At 44.6% G+C, this 16474-nt stretch carries 18 protein-coding genes; 9 read left to right on the top strand and 9 right to left on the bottom strand.

Going from position 1 to position 16474, the window contains the following annotated elements; all coding sequences use genetic code 11:
- Positions 1 to 34: 34 nt before the first annotated feature.
- Positions 35 to 706 (bottom strand): phosphoribosylanthranilate isomerase, encoded by a 672-nt coding sequence (locus tag AOC03_RS03940; protein ID WP_062533691.1) that lies wholly within the window; start codon positions 704 to 706, stop codon positions 35 to 37.
- Positions 707 to 910: 204 nt separating this feature from the next.
- Between AOC03_RS03940 and AOC03_RS03945 the strand changes: the two genes are divergently transcribed.
- Positions 911 to 2605: a cryptochrome/photolyase family protein gene (locus AOC03_RS03945; RefSeq protein WP_084785761.1), complete on the top strand. Its 1695-nt coding sequence runs from the start codon at positions 911 to 913 to the stop codon at positions 2603 to 2605.
- A gap of 33 nt (positions 2606 to 2638) precedes the next feature.
- On the opposite strand, the gene AOC03_RS03950 is transcribed toward AOC03_RS03945, so the two are convergent.
- The 6 genes from AOC03_RS03950 to tsaB form a co-directional block, all read right to left on the bottom strand.
- Positions 2639 to 3322, bottom strand: coding sequence for a DUF4112 domain-containing protein (locus AOC03_RS03950; protein WP_062533692.1), 684 nt, complete (start codon positions 3320 to 3322; stop codon positions 2639 to 2641).
- Positions 3315 to 4265, bottom strand: coding sequence for a 4-hydroxybenzoate octaprenyltransferase (gene ubiA, locus AOC03_RS03955; protein WP_062536447.1), 951 nt, complete (start codon positions 4263 to 4265; stop codon positions 3315 to 3317). Before ubiA ends, AOC03_RS03950 begins: the two co-directional genes overlap by 8 nt.
- A gap of 13 nt (positions 4266 to 4278) precedes the next feature.
- The gene (locus AOC03_RS03960; RefSeq protein WP_062533693.1) at positions 4279 to 4515 is read right to left on the bottom strand and encodes a hypothetical protein; all 237 of its coding nucleotides are present in this window, start codon (positions 4513 to 4515) and stop codon (positions 4279 to 4281) included.
- 45 nt (positions 4516 to 4560) lie between these two features.
- Positions 4561 to 5418, bottom strand: coding sequence for a class I SAM-dependent methyltransferase (locus AOC03_RS03965; RefSeq protein WP_227514319.1), 858 nt, complete (start codon positions 5416 to 5418; stop codon positions 4561 to 4563).
- A gap of 147 nt (positions 5419 to 5565) precedes the next feature.
- Positions 5566 to 6408, bottom strand: a complete 843-nt coding sequence (locus tag AOC03_RS03970) for an undecaprenyl-diphosphate phosphatase (protein WP_062533695.1) — start codon at positions 6406 to 6408, stop codon at positions 5566 to 5568.
- Between the two features lie 130 nt (positions 6409 to 6538).
- Positions 6539 to 7222: a tRNA (adenosine(37)-N6)-threonylcarbamoyltransferase complex dimerization subunit type 1 TsaB gene (gene tsaB / locus AOC03_RS03975; protein ID WP_062533696.1), complete on the bottom strand. Its 684-nt coding sequence runs from the start codon at positions 7220 to 7222 to the stop codon at positions 6539 to 6541.
- A 373-nt stretch (positions 7223 to 7595) separates the two neighbouring features.
- On the opposite strand from tsaB, the gene AOC03_RS03980 reads away from it, so the two are divergent.
- Positions 7596 to 8420, top strand: a complete 825-nt coding sequence (locus tag AOC03_RS03980) for an MBL fold metallo-hydrolase (protein ID WP_062533697.1) — start codon at positions 7596 to 7598, stop codon at positions 8418 to 8420.
- Positions 8421 to 8585: 165 nt separating this feature from the next.
- On the opposite strand, the gene ffh is transcribed toward AOC03_RS03980, so the two are convergent.
- Positions 8586 to 10118, bottom strand: a complete 1533-nt coding sequence (gene ffh / locus AOC03_RS03985; RefSeq protein WP_062533698.1) for a signal recognition particle protein — start codon at positions 10116 to 10118, stop codon at positions 8586 to 8588.
- 330 nt (positions 10119 to 10448) lie between these two features.
- Between ffh and AOC03_RS03990 the strand changes: the two genes are divergently transcribed.
- The gene (locus AOC03_RS03990; protein WP_204247923.1) at positions 10449 to 11240 is read left to right on the top strand and encodes a cytochrome C assembly family protein; all 792 of its coding nucleotides are present in this window, start codon (positions 10449 to 10451) and stop codon (positions 11238 to 11240) included.
- 63 nt (positions 11241 to 11303) lie between these two features.
- On the opposite strand, the gene AOC03_RS12660 is transcribed toward AOC03_RS03990, so the two are convergent.
- Positions 11304 to 11444 (bottom strand): hypothetical protein, encoded by a 141-nt coding sequence (locus AOC03_RS12660; protein ID WP_157049283.1) that lies wholly within the window; start codon positions 11442 to 11444, stop codon positions 11304 to 11306.
- Positions 11445 to 11849: 405 nt separating this feature from the next.
- Between AOC03_RS12660 and AOC03_RS03995 the strand changes: the two genes are divergently transcribed.
- From AOC03_RS03995 to AOC03_RS04020, 6 genes are all read left to right on the top strand, one after another.
- The gene (locus tag AOC03_RS03995; RefSeq protein ID WP_062533699.1) at positions 11850 to 12713 is read left to right on the top strand and encodes an urease accessory protein UreD; all 864 of its coding nucleotides are present in this window, start codon (positions 11850 to 11852) and stop codon (positions 12711 to 12713) included.
- Between the two features lie 214 nt (positions 12714 to 12927).
- Positions 12928 to 13230, top strand: coding sequence for an urease subunit gamma (locus tag AOC03_RS04000; protein ID WP_062533700.1), 303 nt, complete (start codon positions 12928 to 12930; stop codon positions 13228 to 13230).
- Positions 13231 to 13241: 11 nt separating this feature from the next.
- Positions 13242 to 13562, top strand: coding sequence for an urease subunit beta (locus AOC03_RS04005; RefSeq protein ID WP_062533701.1), 321 nt, complete (start codon positions 13242 to 13244; stop codon positions 13560 to 13562).
- Positions 13555 to 15261 carry an urease subunit alpha gene (gene ureC, locus AOC03_RS04010; protein ID WP_204247924.1) on the top strand — a complete coding sequence of 569 codons (1707 nt, stop codon included), beginning with the start codon at positions 13555 to 13557 and terminating at the stop codon, positions 15259 to 15261. The genes AOC03_RS04005 and ureC overlap by 8 nt, the downstream gene beginning before the upstream one ends.
- A 21-nt stretch (positions 15262 to 15282) precedes the next feature.
- Positions 15283 to 15753, top strand: coding sequence for an urease accessory protein UreE (gene ureE, locus AOC03_RS04015; protein ID WP_062533703.1), 471 nt, complete (start codon positions 15283 to 15285; stop codon positions 15751 to 15753).
- A gap of 1 nt (position 15754) precedes the next feature.
- Positions 15755 to 16456 (top strand): urease accessory protein UreF, encoded by a 702-nt coding sequence (locus AOC03_RS04020; RefSeq protein ID WP_227514283.1) that lies wholly within the window; start codon positions 15755 to 15757, stop codon positions 16454 to 16456.
- Positions 16457 to 16474: the final 18 nt, after the last annotated feature.

Genomic DNA, 16474 nt, shown 5'->3' on the forward strand with positions numbered 1-16474 from the left:
AGTACACAGAAGAAGCCATTACCTCGCTAATAATTCAGCTGACATCAACGCCCGTCACGTTTTGCCATCGATCATGCTTAACGGCTTTCATAAAGGCACGCATTTTAGTGCTGTCTTTTTTGCCTTTATCGCTTTCGATACCGCCGCTGACATCAACCCCATAGATAGGAAAATCACGGGTTACGGCAACGTTTTGCGCGTCCAAACCGCCTGCTAAAATAATGGGCAGCGTACTATCTTTTGGAATGAGGTTCCAGTCAAAACGCGCACCCGTACCGCCATATTTTTGCTGATGATAGGCATCAAGCAAAATACTACTCGCACCTGCTGCTGCAAAGCCATTAATCTGAGCACGTACTGTGTCTAACGTGTCGCTATCGGTATTGATACGCAGCGCTTTTATCCAGCGTTTATTAACCGTTTTGGCAAGCTGCTGGCACTGTTCAGGGCTTTCATCACCATGAAATTGGATAACATCAAAAGGGACGTTATTTGCCAGTTCTATCAGCTCGTCTGCGCTCATATTGACTACCAGTGCCACCACAGTGACAAAAGCAGGGACGGATTTCACCAAATTTTTTGCTTGCAGAGATGTCACAGCACGTGGGCTCGGCGGATAAAATACTAAGCCCACTGCGTCCGCACCCAATTGGGCGGCAGTCTGAATATCAGCAAGCTGGGTAAAACCACAAAACTTAACGTGCATGTTATGACCCTAAAAAAAAGACCGCAAGTTATCAAGTGTCTGATTAAGCATATAACAGAAGTAATATAAAAAGAATAGGGATAAAGATTGATAATAGGAAAGATAGCAATTTGTTAAGCAAATGGTAAATTGATTGCATACAAAAACTTATCCTAGCATACTTTTATTCATAGTTTTGTTTATGATTAAAAAAAGGATAGGTAAATGCCAACGACTACTCCAGTAACTGACCATAGCAGCGTTGATAATATTAACAATAATAAGCAAAATGCCACTACGGATACCCATGCCAACCCGCCACATTATTTGATGTGGTTTCGTCGTGACTTGCGACTACAGGATAATACCGCGCTAACCGCCCTTTGCGAGCACGCCAACTCAAATAACGCGCAAGTCTCCGCTGTCTTTTTTTGTACGCCTGCACAATGGCAGTCTCACACTACCTCGCTCGTCCAAGTTGACCATATTATTCGCACCTTACCAAAATTGGCGCAAAGCTTAGAGAAACAATTAAACATTCCTTTAGCGGTTTATGTCTGTGATAATTTCAGCGATTGCACTAACACGATTATCGAGATTTGTGCCGCTAAAAATATGAGCATGGTCATGGCAAATTATGAATATGAAGGTAATGAGATTGCGCGCGATGAGCAACTAACCAAGCAGCTAGCGAAGAATAATGTTGAGTTTATCCGTTGGCATGATCAATGTATCTTACCGCCAAAAAGCATCACGACCAATGATGGCAGCATGTATCAAGTATTTACTCCGTTTTATAAAAAATGGCGGCACACCTTAGATGTCAGCACGATGCAGGCGTATGAAGCACAGACCGTGATTGCCAACGATAATTTAAATAAGAACCTTAAGCCTTTTGATTCAACCCACGCCAGTGCCAATATGACCAAGGAGATAGAAACGTTAGGTAACACAGTGGTCGAAGGCTATCAACTTCGCTTACAACAGGCTGGAATAGTTAATATTGATAACACTGATAGCGATGCGCAGCTTGCTCATGCGCGTAGTGCTTATCCTGCAGGTGAAGTAGCGGCATGCCACCGTCTTGATCAGTTCATCGCTGAAGATATCACCAGTTATGATGTGAGTCGCGATGTTCCTAGCCTCAATGCGACTAGCCAGCTTTCTGCTTATTTGACGATTGGTAGCATAAGTGCCCGTCATTGTTACTTACAAGCGACCAAAGCACTTGATAATGCGGCAAGTACCCACGCAAATAAAGACAGTAATTATAGTGAAAATGGAGACAACAAAGACATCAATCGCTGGATAAGTGAGCTTGCTTGGCGGGATTTTTACCGGCACGTCTTGGTAGCTAAGCCTGAACTTATTCGCCATTATGCTTATAACAAGGAGTTGGATAGTCGTATTAACTGGTCATATAATGACGAAGATTTTAAAGCATGGTGTAGCGGCAAAACGGGTGTGCCGCTGGTAGATGCGGCCATGCGTTGCCTAAACGCAACAGGCTTTATGCACAATCGTTTACGCATGGTCACCGCGATGTTTTTGACCAAGGATTTGCTCATTGACTGGCGCTTAGGTGAGCGTTATTTTATGCAACAACTGATAGATGGCGACTTTGCGTCTAATAATGGCGGATGGCAATGGAGCGCATCGACAGGCACCGATGCTGCGCCCTATTTCCGGATTATGAATCCCTTTAGCCAAGCTAAAAGTCATGACCCTGACGGCGAATTTATCAAGACATGGCTACCTGAGCTAAAAGACGTGCCTGCCAACATCTTGCACAGCGAAGATAAGCTACGCGCAGCCGTGACAAAAGGGGGTAAATTCAGCCATATTAATTATCCCGCCCCCATGGTCAATCATAAAATTGCAAGACAGTTAGCCATTGCAGCATTTAAAGGGGAGAATTAATACTGAAATCTTTACTACGCTCAATGGTTAACATTAACCAAAGCCTGTGCTGTTGCCAAATAAACTCACTGACCAACCGATGACAGCCCACAATCCCCAAGCCAATAATGCAATGAACACAACACCGAGCATATCGGGAATATGTAAATACAACCAAGCAGCGATAGGATGCCGCCAAAAACGGCTGTGCTGCTGTTTATTTTCTAATCGTTGATGCAAAAATGGTCGATCCATATGCGTCGTTTCAGTGATGCCGTATTCATCCTGCAAATGCTGATGGACGATAATCAAAGTTTTACGGCTCGGACGGATAAACACGTCCAACAAAGTACCCACTACCGGAATAACACCTACCACCATATCAATGAGCGCCAGCTTGACCGCAGGCAGCATCTTATGCGCAGGGACACCCAATTGACGACCCAATATAAACGCATAACTGGTCAATACCAATCCTGCCAAATCCCCTACTAATGGCATCGTGGATAGCGCCACATCGGCACCAATGCCTTGTTTGGTAAAAGGAATACGCACGATTGAATCCATCACATTAGCAAACTTTGCCAATTTGCGTTCAACAGCAATCACTTGCGCGCGGGTTAGCCCCTGTTCAGCCAGATTCAGCTGATAATTTATTGCTGGTTCATTAACGGTTGCTGTCTTACTAGGTCGCTTAATTGGCTTAGTTGGTTTAGTTGGCTTACGTATACTAACCATTCAAGCTCGTCCAAATACAAGAAGCAGCGACCAAAGCAAAGACGTATCGCCCTACCCAAATATTGGCTAAAAATGCGTGAAAACAAGAGGCAGCTTCACGGCTACCACAAGCGTTATTTTGCTTAGCAAACATCATTGCCACCAATCCCAGACCGAATACGGGCGCGATACTTAAAGACGTTGGCGCAAAATAATGCCATAACACCACACCCATTATGAGTAAGAATAAGGTTTGTAGTAGCGAGATAATCACCACATCGAAGCGACCAAATAATATAGCGGTCGACTTGACGCCAATCTTTAAATCATCATCGCGATCTGCCATCGCATATTGGGTATCGTAAGCGACCGTCCAACACATATAAGCGACAAATAACAACCAACACCAAATATCAGGCGCACCCGCTATCGCCACATACGCCATTGGAATTGCCCACCCAAAAGCAGCGGCTAAAAATAATTGCGGCAAGTGGGTAAAGCGTTTCATAAACGGGTAAATAAAGGCTAAAAAAACTGCCCCAAGTGACCAATAAAACACTTGAACGGGTAAAAATAATAATAAGCTCGCACTGAGCAACACCAATATTAAAAACACCGCAATCGCCTCGCGACCAGACAACCGACCATCGGCAAGCGGACGACCTTTAGTACGGGTCACATGACCATCGACTTTACGGTCAGCAAAATCATTAATCGCACAGCCTGCCGCGCGCATTAAAATAGCGCCAAGGGCAAATATGATAAAGATTTTTAGACTGGGTAGTGCAGCCATCACACCAATATCAGCACCTTGTTGCTGTGCAGCACTCATCGCTGCTAACAATACGCCCCACAGTGTCGGCCATAGCAACAGCTCAATGCCGACAGGCTTATCAAAGCGCGTCAGCTGCATGTAGGCATGGAGTTTTTCTGTTAAGGTAATAGGTGGTCTACTAGAAGTCATTAAGTCATGCTCGCTATTTTTGCTGCCACAATTTATTGGCATCTAACAGCGACAGTTCAAAATACTGTTTACGTAACGCTTTAATCGCTGCTATCTTGTCATTCTGCTCGGGCAGCTGACGTAAATAAGTCATATACTCTGCACTGCGCACCTGCTTGAGCGCAGCTTCTAAGCGCAGCATACGGGTACGTAGCATGATATTGATGATAAGTAAGCCTGCACCCACTACCCAAATAATGATGGTCGACATATTTTTCTCCTGTTTTACTATTCAAGCTTGTGAGTGATGCGCTTATTACACTGATAAAAAATAACCATCAAAACGCACTGCTTCATTATGCCAGCTCTCATCTGGTACTTGCTGGGCAAATAAGGGTGCATCTTTGGGACGCTTGACGATAACGCGACCTTGTTGTTTATGCGTATCGATAGCACTGACCACCGCTTGCGCACTTTGAAGCAATTGCAACTCTTGCGCAGCGGTCGGTGGACTGGCTAAATGATGCAATGCCTGCATCAGCTTGCCAACTTTAGCGCCTTTGCCCGTCTTGCTATCTTGATAACTGTCATTCGGAAACATAGGGTCAAGGTACACCACATCAACGGCTTTAGTCATTGCTAGATTACCTTGGAAATCGGCAAGATAATGGTTATCAAAATAACTGAGCGCATCGGTATTGATGATTTGCAAACGCGCCATCAGCTTTTGCCAATTTGGCTGCGCACTCATGCGGTGCTGTTCAGCGAGTAACAATAACGCCATAATCGGCTGCTGCTCTAGCATCGTCACCTGTGCGCCCGTACTTGCCAGTATCAAGCTATCGTGCCCAAAGCCTGCCGTCGCATCAATGACCTGACTGTCAGCCGTAGTTTTTGCCGCTTGTAATAACAACTCTGTCTTACGTCCCGCACTCACCACGCGGCGTTGCAATTTATCCCATTCCGGCGTAACGCTCAGACCATTACTCAGCCATGACAGTTTGTTTTTATCATCTAATAATAAAATCGGCTGAGTAGACTCTACACACAATTGCTCACGGTTTTTTTGATTTAACTTAACCGTGACCAGCTCTGTCACTAGGCTTAACGATAATTGGTGCTGAGTTACCAATGCCTGTAAGCGCTCAACTTGTGGCTGCTGCGCCTCATTCATATAAAATAATCGGCAATGACTCACTGCAGCGTTTGCATACAAGGCACTAGCAACTTCAGGCACTAATGGTTCACTCATTTGCTCATACCTATTTTTTTATGACCAGGTTTATAGCGTACAATTTTATAATCAAAATCTTAGCAGCCATTAACCCGCCATTTGATAACCAAAACCCCAAGCGGCTATCAAGACTAAAATACCAGTAATAATACGTAACCATGCAAAAATCTTAAAGTCACGGCGACTGACCCATGCAACCAGCAAGCGAATACATAATAGCGCGACGATAAAGGACACGACAGTACCAATCCCAAGCACCAGCCAATCTTCGCTAGTGGTCATGACACCATGATGCTTCACTAAATCCAATAGCGCAGCACCAACAATAACCGGAATACCTAAAAAGAAGGAAAATTCCGCTGATGCCTTACGCGATACGCCAAGCCATAATGCGCCTACAATGGTCGCCCCTGAACGCGACGTCCCCGGTATTAAAGCAAAGCATTGAATCAGTCCAATCATTAATGCCGTCTTTAAGCTCACGTCTTCTGCTTCTTCTGCGATGATCGTTTTTGGACGATTTTCCACATAAAATATCAGTAAACCACCAATAATAAGCATAATCGCTACGGTCACTGGATTAAACAGATAGAGCTTAATTTCATCAGCAAACGTAAAGCCAAGTATCATGACTGGGATAGTCGCAACAATAAGACTCAGTCCCAACTGTCGTGGGTTTTTCAGCCCATCCGCCTCGCCCGTTACCAGTCCTGTTAGTGCATGCCACAATCGTCCCCAATAGTCGTAAATCACCGCTAAAATAGCGCCAAACTGCACGACGACGACGAATAAATCAACTTTTTCTTTGGTCCAAAAACTCATGATGTCTGCTGACAAAATAAGATAACCGGTACTAGAGATGGGTAAAAACTCAGTGATGCCCTCAACAATACCCATGATGACGGCTTGAATTAATAAGATAATATCCACAATCGCTTTCCTAAAAACAGACCTACTGGTCGCTTTATGTTGTCTCGATATAAATAAAGCCAGACAATAATGCAATGTCTAGCCATGATAAGTGAGGGTTAAATTAGTATTTAAATTATAATCGCAGGTATTAGGCTTTGCCCTGCTCTTTAAGCGTTTTCCATGCTTGATTACGTAGATATTTGGGTAGCGCTTGTGCGGCATCGGTGCCACCAGACAATATGAATTGCGCGACACCTAACTGCCCAATAATCGCGGCATCAGGACTGACATCTTCGTATACCATTTGCTCATCATGCAGATGTAATAAATTAGCACCATTACCAACGAGAGGTCGATTCAGTACGGTTTGACTGTCATAATCTTGTAGTCGTTCAGTAGTATCACTGCCATCATTATCCACTGCCTGCATAATATTATTATTTAATGCATAATGACCAAAATAAACTTGCTGCATACGGGCATCAAGAGCGCTATAAACTTCCGTTAAGCCATATTTTTGGTAAGCACATTGGGCAATAGCTTGTAGGCTTGAGACACCAACACAAGGCAAATCATGGGCGACCGATAACGCTTGCACCACTGCCGTATTGATACGAATACCACTAAAAGCACCCGGACCACGATTGAAGATTAAGGCTTTCATATCAGCAAGACTAAGCTGACACTTAGATAAAGCCGCATCGATCATCGGCAATATTTGCTGCGTCTGCATACGTTTACCAGTTTCAGTCTGGCACGATATTACCTTGCCAGTATCATCAAGTATGGCGATTGAGCACTGATCAAATACGGTATCCATTGCTAAAAACATCATGACCTCGGCTCACACTGCGGGTATTACAAAAAATAGCGCCTATCATAACATTTAGGGTCAGCAAGTTTTAACGCTTTCTTAAAGTTTTTCTATCACCTAATTAGAAACTATTTACGCCTTTTTTTATGCTGCTTGTTATCGTGATATTTTTACTGTACAAATAACAAATATTTAGTTGTTGCTTTAAAGCCTGACTGCAGACAGGAAAGTAGTTCACATAACAGTTCAGGGTTTATATTTAAATCCTCATACTCTATAATGATTTTCATTTTCTCTTATCCCTTCTTTTTATACCCATCAATATATAAATATTGCTTGCTATTCATCAGCCATAGTCAGTATTTATGATTGTTGCTTGTCGGAGCGTTACATGCATCATCACGTTTTATATGACGACGGTCACCATAAATGTGTGGCGTTTTCTATGCCACATGACGAAGAAAGCGTGCCTTCTAATCAATTTTTGATTATTGACGGTAAAGAGGCAGCGGTGATTGATCCAGGTGGTGATTTGACATTTACGCCACTCACGATGAATATCGTTAAACATACCAATCTAAATAACCTGCGCTATGTCATTGGCTCACATCAAGACCCAGATATTATTGCCTCCATGCCACGTTGGCTAATCCATGTTGAACACGCCAGTGTACTGATTCCTAAACTATGGGAACGTTTTTTGCCACACTATAATTCCGCTTTTACCAAAGGTCGGCTCAAACAAAGCTTAAGCGAGCGGCTGATTACGATTCCCGATGGCGGTGGCTATTATCCTTTAGGCAATAGCGGTATTGTTGCGATGCCTGCACATTTTTTACATTCGGTTGGTAATTTTCAATTTTACGACCCTATCAGTAAAATTTTATTTACAGGAGATATGGGCGCGTCTATGGTGGGTAATTCTGGCGAAGCGGTTACCAATTTTCGGTCGCATATCAGTAGCATGGAAGGCTTTCATCGTCGCTATATGGTCAGTAAAAAGGTCACTCGTCTTTGGGCTGATGCGGTACGAGATTTAGATATTTCTATGATGGTGCCACAACATGGTTGCCGCTTGGAAGGGCAAGAAGTTTTTCAGCAATTCTTAGATTGGATCAGTCAGTTGGACTGCGGTATCGACTTATTTAATGAGCAAAGTTACCAGTTTAAGCAGCACTTGCCAGCACCTGTTGCTGAGGCAGAACTCAGTCTGTAAGCCATAAAATCGCTAGTAAAATAAAAACCCCAAGTCTGGTAGCAGATTTGGGGTTTTTGTTTTGTACGTTGTTACTAAACCATATTACTAAGCGATGCCATTAAACCATGTCACTAAACTATGTCACTGAATTAGTCTAATGAAGACAATGCCACTGAAATCAATCTAGAAGCGCTTTTTAAAACTCTTAGGTGCTTGATTTTGCAGCTCTTGCATTTGCTTTTGCATCTCTTCCGTGCTTGGCATCGCATTGGGATCCAGTCCCATTTGCTTGGCAAGTTGCGCTTGATTCACATCTTTCATGCCGCCTTGTGCTTGACCACCACCAAATAATGGACCTGCGCCACCACTCATCAAGCCTTGCATGGATTTCATCATTTTACTGATACCTTCCGGCTTCGAGATCATTTTCATCATTTTTGCCATTTGCTTATGTTGCTTTAGCAAACGGTTGACGTCTTGAATATCGCGACCTGAACCGGCAGCAATACGGCGCTTACGGCTTGGGTTAATTTTATCGGGATTTTGGCGCTCAAATGGGGTCATGGAATTAATCAGTGCTTCCATTTCACGGACTTTTTCTTCGGGCTTGGCATCTTCGACGGCTTTTTGCATTCCTGAACCACTCATACCGGGCATTTTATCTAAAAAGCCTGCCATGCCGCCCATATTTTTCATTTGCTGAAACTGAGTCAAAAGATCTTCAAGGTCGAATTCGCCGCCCTTTTGCATCTTTTTCGCCATTTTTTCAGCTTTTTCACGGTCGATTTTTTGTTCAACTTCTTCAACCAAGCTTAAAACGTCACCCATGCCAAGAATACGTTGGGCAATACGTTCCGGATGGAATAATTCTAGCGCATCTAATTTTTCACCGCGCCCTAAGAATTTAATCGGCTTGCCAGTAATCGCACGTACCGATAACGCGGCACCACCACGCGCATCACCATCGGTTTTGGTTAAAATAACACCTGTTAGTGGCAAGGCGTCGTTAAATGCTTTGGCGGTATTCGCCGCATCTTGACCCGTCATGGCATCGACGACAAATAAGGTTTCAGACGGATTAACCGCAGCGGTTAACGCTTTAATCTCAGCCATCATGGTGTCATCAATCGCTAAGCGACCAGCGGTATCAATAATCAAGATATCTTGATATTGAATTTTTGCCTCTTCGATAGCACGTAAGGCGATATCAATCGGATTTTCATCGGCACTTGAATTAACGAATTTGGCATTGACCTGCCCTGCCACTTGTTCAAGCTGGGCAATCGCGGCGGGACGATAGACGTCAGCAGATACCAACATCACCTTTTTCTTATGGCGCTCTTGTAAGAACTTAGCCAATTTACCTGCAGTCGTGGTTTTACCCGCGCCTTGCAAGCCCGCCAATAAATAAACGATAGGCGGCTTACCCGTCATTTCTAACTGCTGATTGGCACTGCCCATCATCTCAGTCAGCTCGTCATGGACGATTTTTACGAACGCTTGACCAGGTGCCAATTCTTTGAGCACTTCTGCACCCAACGCTTGTTCTTTGACACGTTTCACAAAATCACGGGTGACAGGCAGCGCCACATCCGCCTCTAACAACGCCATGCGCACTTCACGCAAGGTGTCTTTAATATTGTCTTCGGTCAATTGCCCTGTACCTGCGATATTACGCAGGCTCGATGATAAACGTTCGGTTAAGGTATCAAACATAAATAGTTCTCAATTAATGATTGGTCAGTTAATAATTTTTCAATAAATCATGGATATAATGGTCGATTAAAATGATGCTTGCTTACTCAATTTATAGTTGCAGTTTCTGGTCGCCATTTTTTATGAGCGTGTTCACTATTATATTTTTAATAAATCGCTATTTTTTAATGGTGCATGCAGCCAAAGAATAATGACGATGATTCTCAATAAGCGGCTATTTTATGATAAATTGAAGCATTATTCTAATCATATCATTTTAGCATTAATTTGAGCGGCGCTAAGTGTCCACAGTGGCGATGGCGCGCTCCTGATATTCAATGAGGCTTGCCTGTGTTAGTTGCGTTTGTGATAGCTAGTATGGCGTATATCGTGGTCAGTTTCCATATCAGTTGGGCGTTGACCACGAATAAGCCTATCCATAAGGGCTTGAGTTTAGGTCTATTCGTCGTCGGAATGCTGGCGCACGCCACATTACTGTATCCGTATATGGTCACGTTATATGGGCTAAATTTTAATTTATTTAACGTGTTCAGCCTAATCAGCTTACTGTTCTTATTTTTTTACGTACTCTTCTGTCTATATCGCCCTATTTTAAGCTTGGGAATCCTAGCAGCGCCCACCGCTTTATTGGGTATGACGGTCGGCTATATTGGTCGCGCGCCTTATCAGCCACTGACTAATGTCAGCGTGGGTATAGAAGCTCATATTCTACTGTCCTTTGCGGCATATTGTGTGCTGCTGATGGCAACGGTACAAGCGCTATTTTTACGATTGCAAATTCGTGAACTTAAACATCAAACCGTTCACCGTTTTTGGGTCAATAAGTTGCCATCGCTACAAAGTATGGAAGGCTTATTGTTCGATATGATTTTAGTCGGCTTTGTCTTGTTGAGTATTGCGTTAGGGCTTGGGTTTATTTATGTACAAGATATGCTGGCGCAGCATCTCATTCATAAAACAGTATTTAGTGTGCTGTCATGGTTGCTGTTTGGGGTGTTATTGGTTGGCAATTGGCGTGCAGGTTGGCGCGCTAAGCAAGCGGCAAACATCACCATTTATGCCTTTATTTTGTTGGCAGTTGGTTTTGTCGGCAGTAAGTTTGTGCTGGAGTTATTACTTTAACTTTGTTTGGAGCGCGATATTTTTTTATTTTTTTCTGTTCAATCAGAAATGATAGGCGTAAAATTAAGCCGCAATGACGATGCAATGACCAATAGATACAACCGCTTGCCGATGCAACACGCGTATCTGATGACGAGAGTCTATCAAGTGTTGCATCAGAGATATCGCGCGGTATTTGTCATCCTTTTCTGCAATACTATTCATGACTACCCATAATTATTATAAGAACGTTACGTTAAAAATTATTATAAAAACTACTATTAAAAATAATTATAAAACCATCCTTATCACTCATCATCCATTTTGTCTTATCTGCTGTGTATCGCGAGCCCTGTCATCTTAAGACGGGCATACTGAGGCTGCTTTTCCTCTTTATGCACTTTGCCAGTGACAAGCCTGATGATTGACTTTCATTATAGGCATCCTATACTCAGGCTAATACGCATTTTATTCTATGACAATAATTTTAAGCGTTAATAGTTTTAAGCGGTCATAATCTTAAGCGTTAATAGTCTTAAACGCTAGCACCGTTAAGCGCTAGCAAGCAACAGAATGTTACCAGTTATCTACTTGCCCTTTTTATCTTAAAATCACCACACGGTTATGACCATGAATACAGTGTCCAGCTCCACCACCGTACGTGGTTACGGTGCCGATAGACAATGGCTCGCCAAACTTGATCTCAAGCTGGTGCCAACAGGCGCTAAAACTTACCTTAAACAATTGGCTTTTATCGGTCCTTTACGTATTCAGCGTCCTTTTTATCCGGAAGGCGGTGTTTGTCATCTTTATGTGTTGCATCCACCCGGCGGTCTGGTATCCGGTGATAGGCTTAATATCAATGTGCACGGCGCAGCGGACAGTCAAACGCTGCTGACCACACCGTCTGCGGGCAAAGTCTATGGACGCGACAGTGATGGCGTGGTACAAGGTCAGTCAGTGCATGTCACGCTAGCGGATAATGCCGAATGTGAATGGCTACCACAAGAAACCATCGTCTATAGTGATGCCAATGCCGTATTAGACACCACTATTGAACTGGAATCTGGTGCGCGTTTTATCGGTTGGGATTTGGTCTGTTTGGGTCGACCCGCTTCTGATGCACGCTTTGCTAAAGGCACATTAAGCCAACGTATTCGCTTGTTGCGAGATGGGCGATTACTGTTTAATGAGCATTTGCAACTAATTGCCGATAGCAGCTTGCACCACAGTCGGGTAGGATTACATAATCAGTCAGTTTTTGGCACGCTCGTCGCGTACGGAACAGATTTCAACCCTGAGCTGATAATGACGCTTCGCGCTGAGCTTGCTTGCCCTGCTTTTACGGTTACCCTGCGCATGGGCGTGTTACTGGTACGCTATTTGGGTGAAGATATGAATGAGTGCCGCGCAGGTATGTGGCGCGCATGGGCATTGATTCGCCTCCCATTATTAGGACGACCAGCTTGTACGCCACGTATTTGGCTGACGTAATGAGCGTTCGCTGAACCACTATTTATATGCGTACTAATTCCTTATTTTATTAGAAATATCATGAATGGTTTAATTATCAACGGTTAATTTTAAAATACAATTTTTAATCATTATTTTAGCAATGAGTTAAAACACAACGCCTTTTAACACCGCTGTTTTTTATTCACATACATTTGGTGAACTAAAAAATAGCTTTCTAGCAAGGATATGCATTATGGAATTAACGCCAAGAGAAAAGGACAAACTGCTGTTATTTACCGCAGGCTTGGTCGCAGAGCGCCGTCTGGCACGTGGTTTAAAGTTAAATTATCCAGAGTCGGTGGCGTATTTGTCCGCGGCTATTTTGGAAGGCGCACGTGATGGTCGTACGGTGGCAGAATTAATGGGCAGCGGTCGTAATTGGCTTACCCGCGAACAAGTGATGGATGGCGTACCTGAGCTCATTCATGAGGTGCAAGTAGAAGCCACGTTCCCAGATGGTACTAAACTGGTTACTTTACATGATCCGATTCAGTAAAAGGAATAGCTATGAAACCAGGAGAATTACAACTGGGCGCAAGTGATATTGAGCTGAATGTTGGACATGAAAAACGCACTATTATAGTCGCTAATACCGGTGATCGACCCATTCAAGTCGGCTCACATTATCACTTTGCTGAAGTTAATCCAGCACTATTGTTAGACCGTGCGCTGGCACTTGGCTTTCGCCTTGATATCGCAGCCGGTACTGCCATTCGCTTTGAGCCAGGTCAAAATCGCGAGGTCACCTTAGTGGCGCTGGGTGGATTGCGCCGCGTTTATGGGTTTCGCGGTGAGGTTATGGGCGCTTTAGGAGATCAAAATGTCTAGAATCAGTCGCAGTGCGTACGCTGAGATGTTCGGTCCGACCACGGGCGATAGAATTCGCTTGGCGGACACCGATTTATGGATTCAAATTGAGCACGACCACGCCATTTATGGCGATGAAGTCAGCTTTGGTGGCGGTAAGGTCATCCGTGATGGTATGGGTCAAAGCCAACTTGGCGATGCAGATACCGTCGATACGGTCATTACCAATGTGGTGATTTTAGACCATTGGGGCATTGTCAAAGCCGATGTGGGTATTAAAGATGGGCGTATCGTTGCCATTGGTAAAGCGGGCAATCCTGATATTCAAGATGGCGTGACTATCAATTTAGGCGCGTGTAGTGAAGTCATTGCTGGTGAAGGCAAAATCTTAACGGCTGGCGGTGTTGATACCCATATTCACTATATTTGCCCGCAGCAAATTGAAGAAGCGTTATGCTCTGGCGTAACCACCATGATTGGTGGCGGCACAGGTCCAGCAACGGGCAGTAAAGCAACCACGTGTACGCCTGGCGCATGGCATATCTCACGGATGCTACAAGCGACCGATGAGCTGCCGATGAACTTTGGCTTTATGGGTAAAGGCAGTGCCAGTGTGCCTGCCCCGTTGCGCGAACAGCTTGACGCTGGCGCTATCGGCTTAAAAATCCATGAAGATTGGGGCTCAACCCCTGCGGTGATTGATTGCTGCTTATCGGTTGCTGAAGAATATGATGTGCAAATTGCCATTCATACTGACACGTTAAATGAGTCTGGCTTTGTCGATGACACGCTAGGCGCATTTAAAGGGCGCACCATTCATACCTATCATACTGAAGGCGCAGGCGGCGGTCATGCCCCCGATATTCTAAAAGCCTGTAGCTTATCTAACGTGCTGCCGTCTTCGACCAATCCAACACGCCCTTATACGGTAAATACCATTGACGAACATTTGGATATGTTGATGGTCTGCCATCATTTAGATCCCAATATTCCAGAAGATGTGGCGTTTGCAGACTCGCGTATTCGTAAAGAAACCATTGCTGCTGAAGATATTTTGCAAGATTTGGGTGTTATCTCAATGATTTCATCTGATAGTCAAGCGATGGGACGTGTGGGCGAAGTGGTCTGCCGCACGTGGCAAACGGCTCATAAAATGCGTCAACAACGCGGCTTATTACCTGAAGATGAAGCGTTAGGCTGCGATAATTTCCGCGCTAAGCGTTATGTTGCCAAATACACCATCAATCCTGCGATTGCCCATGGCATCTCGCATGTGGTCGGATCTATTGAGATTGGTAAGCTTGCCGATTTGGTATTATGGGATCCAGCATTTTTTGGCATCAAGCCTGCGCTAATTTTAAAAGGCGGCATGATTGCTTATGCGCCCATGGGCGATATTAATGGCTCTATTCCAACTCCGCAGCCGGTGCATTATCGTCCGATGTTTGGTGCACAAGGTCGCGGTGCGGCTGCTACTAGCATCACCTTTGTCAGCCAAGCCGCGCTTGATCGTGATATTAAAACCAAGCTGGCGTTAACCCGTGAGCTGAGTGCCTGCTTTAATACTCGAACCATCCAAAAGCAAGACATGATTCATAATGGCGCCACGCCTGAGCTTGAAGTCGATGCTCAGACCTATGAAGTGCGCTGTGATGGAGAGTTATTGACCTGCGAGCCTGCTGAAGTGCTGCCAATGGCACAATTATATATGTTGTTCTAAGACGCCTAATGGGAAAAACTTATGTTAAAAATTATTCACTATTTAGGACAAACGACGCAAGCGGTCGACGATAGCGTGACCCTGCCGTTTGAAGTGCGCCAAAAAGGTCGCTTTAAAGCGGTGAGCGAGAACGGAATTGAATTAGGCGTGTTTTTAGAGCGTGGTCAAGTGTTGGCAGATGGTGACAGACTGCAAGCAGAAGATGGGCAAATTTTTGCCGTGGTGGCTAAACCTGAAAACGTGGTTACCGCTCATGCTGATGATTGGGCAAGCTTTGCCCGCGCCTGCTATCACTTGGGTAACCGCCACGTGACGCTACAATTGGGCGAACGCTGGTTGCGTTTTCAACCCGATCATGTGCTTGAACATTTGGCGGAGCATTTAGGTCTGCGCTTAACCACTGAAGACGCGCCTTTCCACCCTGAAGCAGGCGCATATCATGGTCATGCTCACAGTCCTGAGCACAGCCACAATCATCACCATGAACACTAATATGAGCACTGATATGGGTGCGATTGTGGAAACCTCTATAGACAATGATGCTCAGCAATTACTGGCGCTATTGCACCTATCTAGCCCAGCTTTGCCCATCGGTGCTTTTGCCTACTCTAGCGGTTTAGAGTCAGCGATTGAACTTGGGTGGGTAAACACCGAAGCGGAATTGCAAAGCTGGCTGGATGGCATGTTAAGTGGACTGGCGCATTTGGATATTCCCGTATTGCTGCGATTATGTGCTGCTAGAGCTGACAATGATACGCAGCAGCTTCAATATTGGAGTGATTTTTTACGCGCCAATCGCGAAAGTCATGAGTTGTTATTTGAAGATGAACAACTTGCATTGGCATTGGTACGATTGCTAAAAGGGCAAGCACTCGACGTCAGCTCATTGCCGACTGAACCCGCCTTTATGGCAGTCTACAGCCTTGCTGCGGAGCATTGGGGTCTAAATGCTTCATGGGCGGCACTTGGCTACTTATGGAGCTGGCTTGAAAATCAGCTTACGGTAGCGAGTAAAACCATTCCGTTAGGACAAACCTCTGCCCAGCGGTTACTCATTGCTCTAAAACCTGCGCTATTGGCACATTTTGCCGTGGCGCAACAGCTCGAAGATGACCAACTTGGCTTAAGCTTGCTTGGGCAAGTACACGCCAGCTGCATTCATGAAACGCAATATTCGCGTTTGTTTCGCAGCTGATTTCGTTATAAAACACTG

This window comes from Psychrobacter urativorans, from assembly GCF_001298525.1.
Taxonomy (GTDB): domain Bacteria; phylum Pseudomonadota; class Gammaproteobacteria; order Pseudomonadales; family Moraxellaceae; genus Psychrobacter; species Psychrobacter urativorans_A.

Coding starts and splice junctions, on each gene's coding strand:
- AOC03_RS03940 (WP_062533691.1), bottom strand. CDS start 706: ATGCACGTTAAGTTTTGTGGTTTTACCCAGCTTGCTGATATTCAGACT.
- AOC03_RS03950 (WP_062533692.1), bottom strand. CDS start 3,322: ATGGTTAGTATACGTAAGCCAACTAAACCAACTAAGCCAATTAAGCGA.
- tsaB (WP_062533696.1), bottom strand. CDS start 7,222: ATGTTTTTAGCAATGGATACCGTATTTGATCAGTGCTCAATCGCCATA.
- AOC03_RS03980 (WP_062533697.1), top strand. CDS start 7,596: ATGCATCATCACGTTTTATATGACGACGGTCACCATAAATGTGTGGCG.
- AOC03_RS03960 (WP_062533693.1), bottom strand. CDS start 4,515: ATGTCGACCATCATTATTTGGGTAGTGGGTGCAGGCTTACTTATCATC.
- AOC03_RS03995 (WP_062533699.1), top strand. CDS start 11,850: ATGAATACAGTGTCCAGCTCCACCACCGTACGTGGTTACGGTGCCGAT.
- AOC03_RS03965 (WP_227514319.1), bottom strand. CDS start 5,418: ATGAATGAGGCGCAGCAGCCACAAGTTGAGCGCTTACAGGCATTGGTA.
- AOC03_RS04000 (WP_062533700.1), top strand. CDS start 12,928: ATGGAATTAACGCCAAGAGAAAAGGACAAACTGCTGTTATTTACCGCA.
- ureE (WP_062533703.1), top strand. CDS start 15,283: ATGTTAAAAATTATTCACTATTTAGGACAAACGACGCAAGCGGTCGAC.
- AOC03_RS04005 (WP_062533701.1), top strand. CDS start 13,242: ATGAAACCAGGAGAATTACAACTGGGCGCAAGTGATATTGAGCTGAAT.
- ffh (WP_062533698.1), bottom strand. CDS start 10,118: ATGTTTGATACCTTAACCGAACGTTTATCATCGAGCCTGCGTAATATC.
- AOC03_RS04020 (WP_227514283.1), top strand. CDS start 15,755: ATGAGCACTGATATGGGTGCGATTGTGGAAACCTCTATAGACAATGAT.
- AOC03_RS03945 (WP_084785761.1), top strand. CDS start 911: ATGCCAACGACTACTCCAGTAACTGACCATAGCAGCGTTGATAATATT.
- AOC03_RS12660 (WP_157049283.1), bottom strand. CDS start 11,444: ATGAATAGTATTGCAGAAAAGGATGACAAATACCGCGCGATATCTCTG.
- ureC (WP_204247924.1), top strand. CDS start 13,555: ATGTCTAGAATCAGTCGCAGTGCGTACGCTGAGATGTTCGGTCCGACC.
- ubiA (WP_062536447.1), bottom strand. CDS start 4,265: ATGACTTCTAGTAGACCACCTATTACCTTAACAGAAAAACTCCATGCC.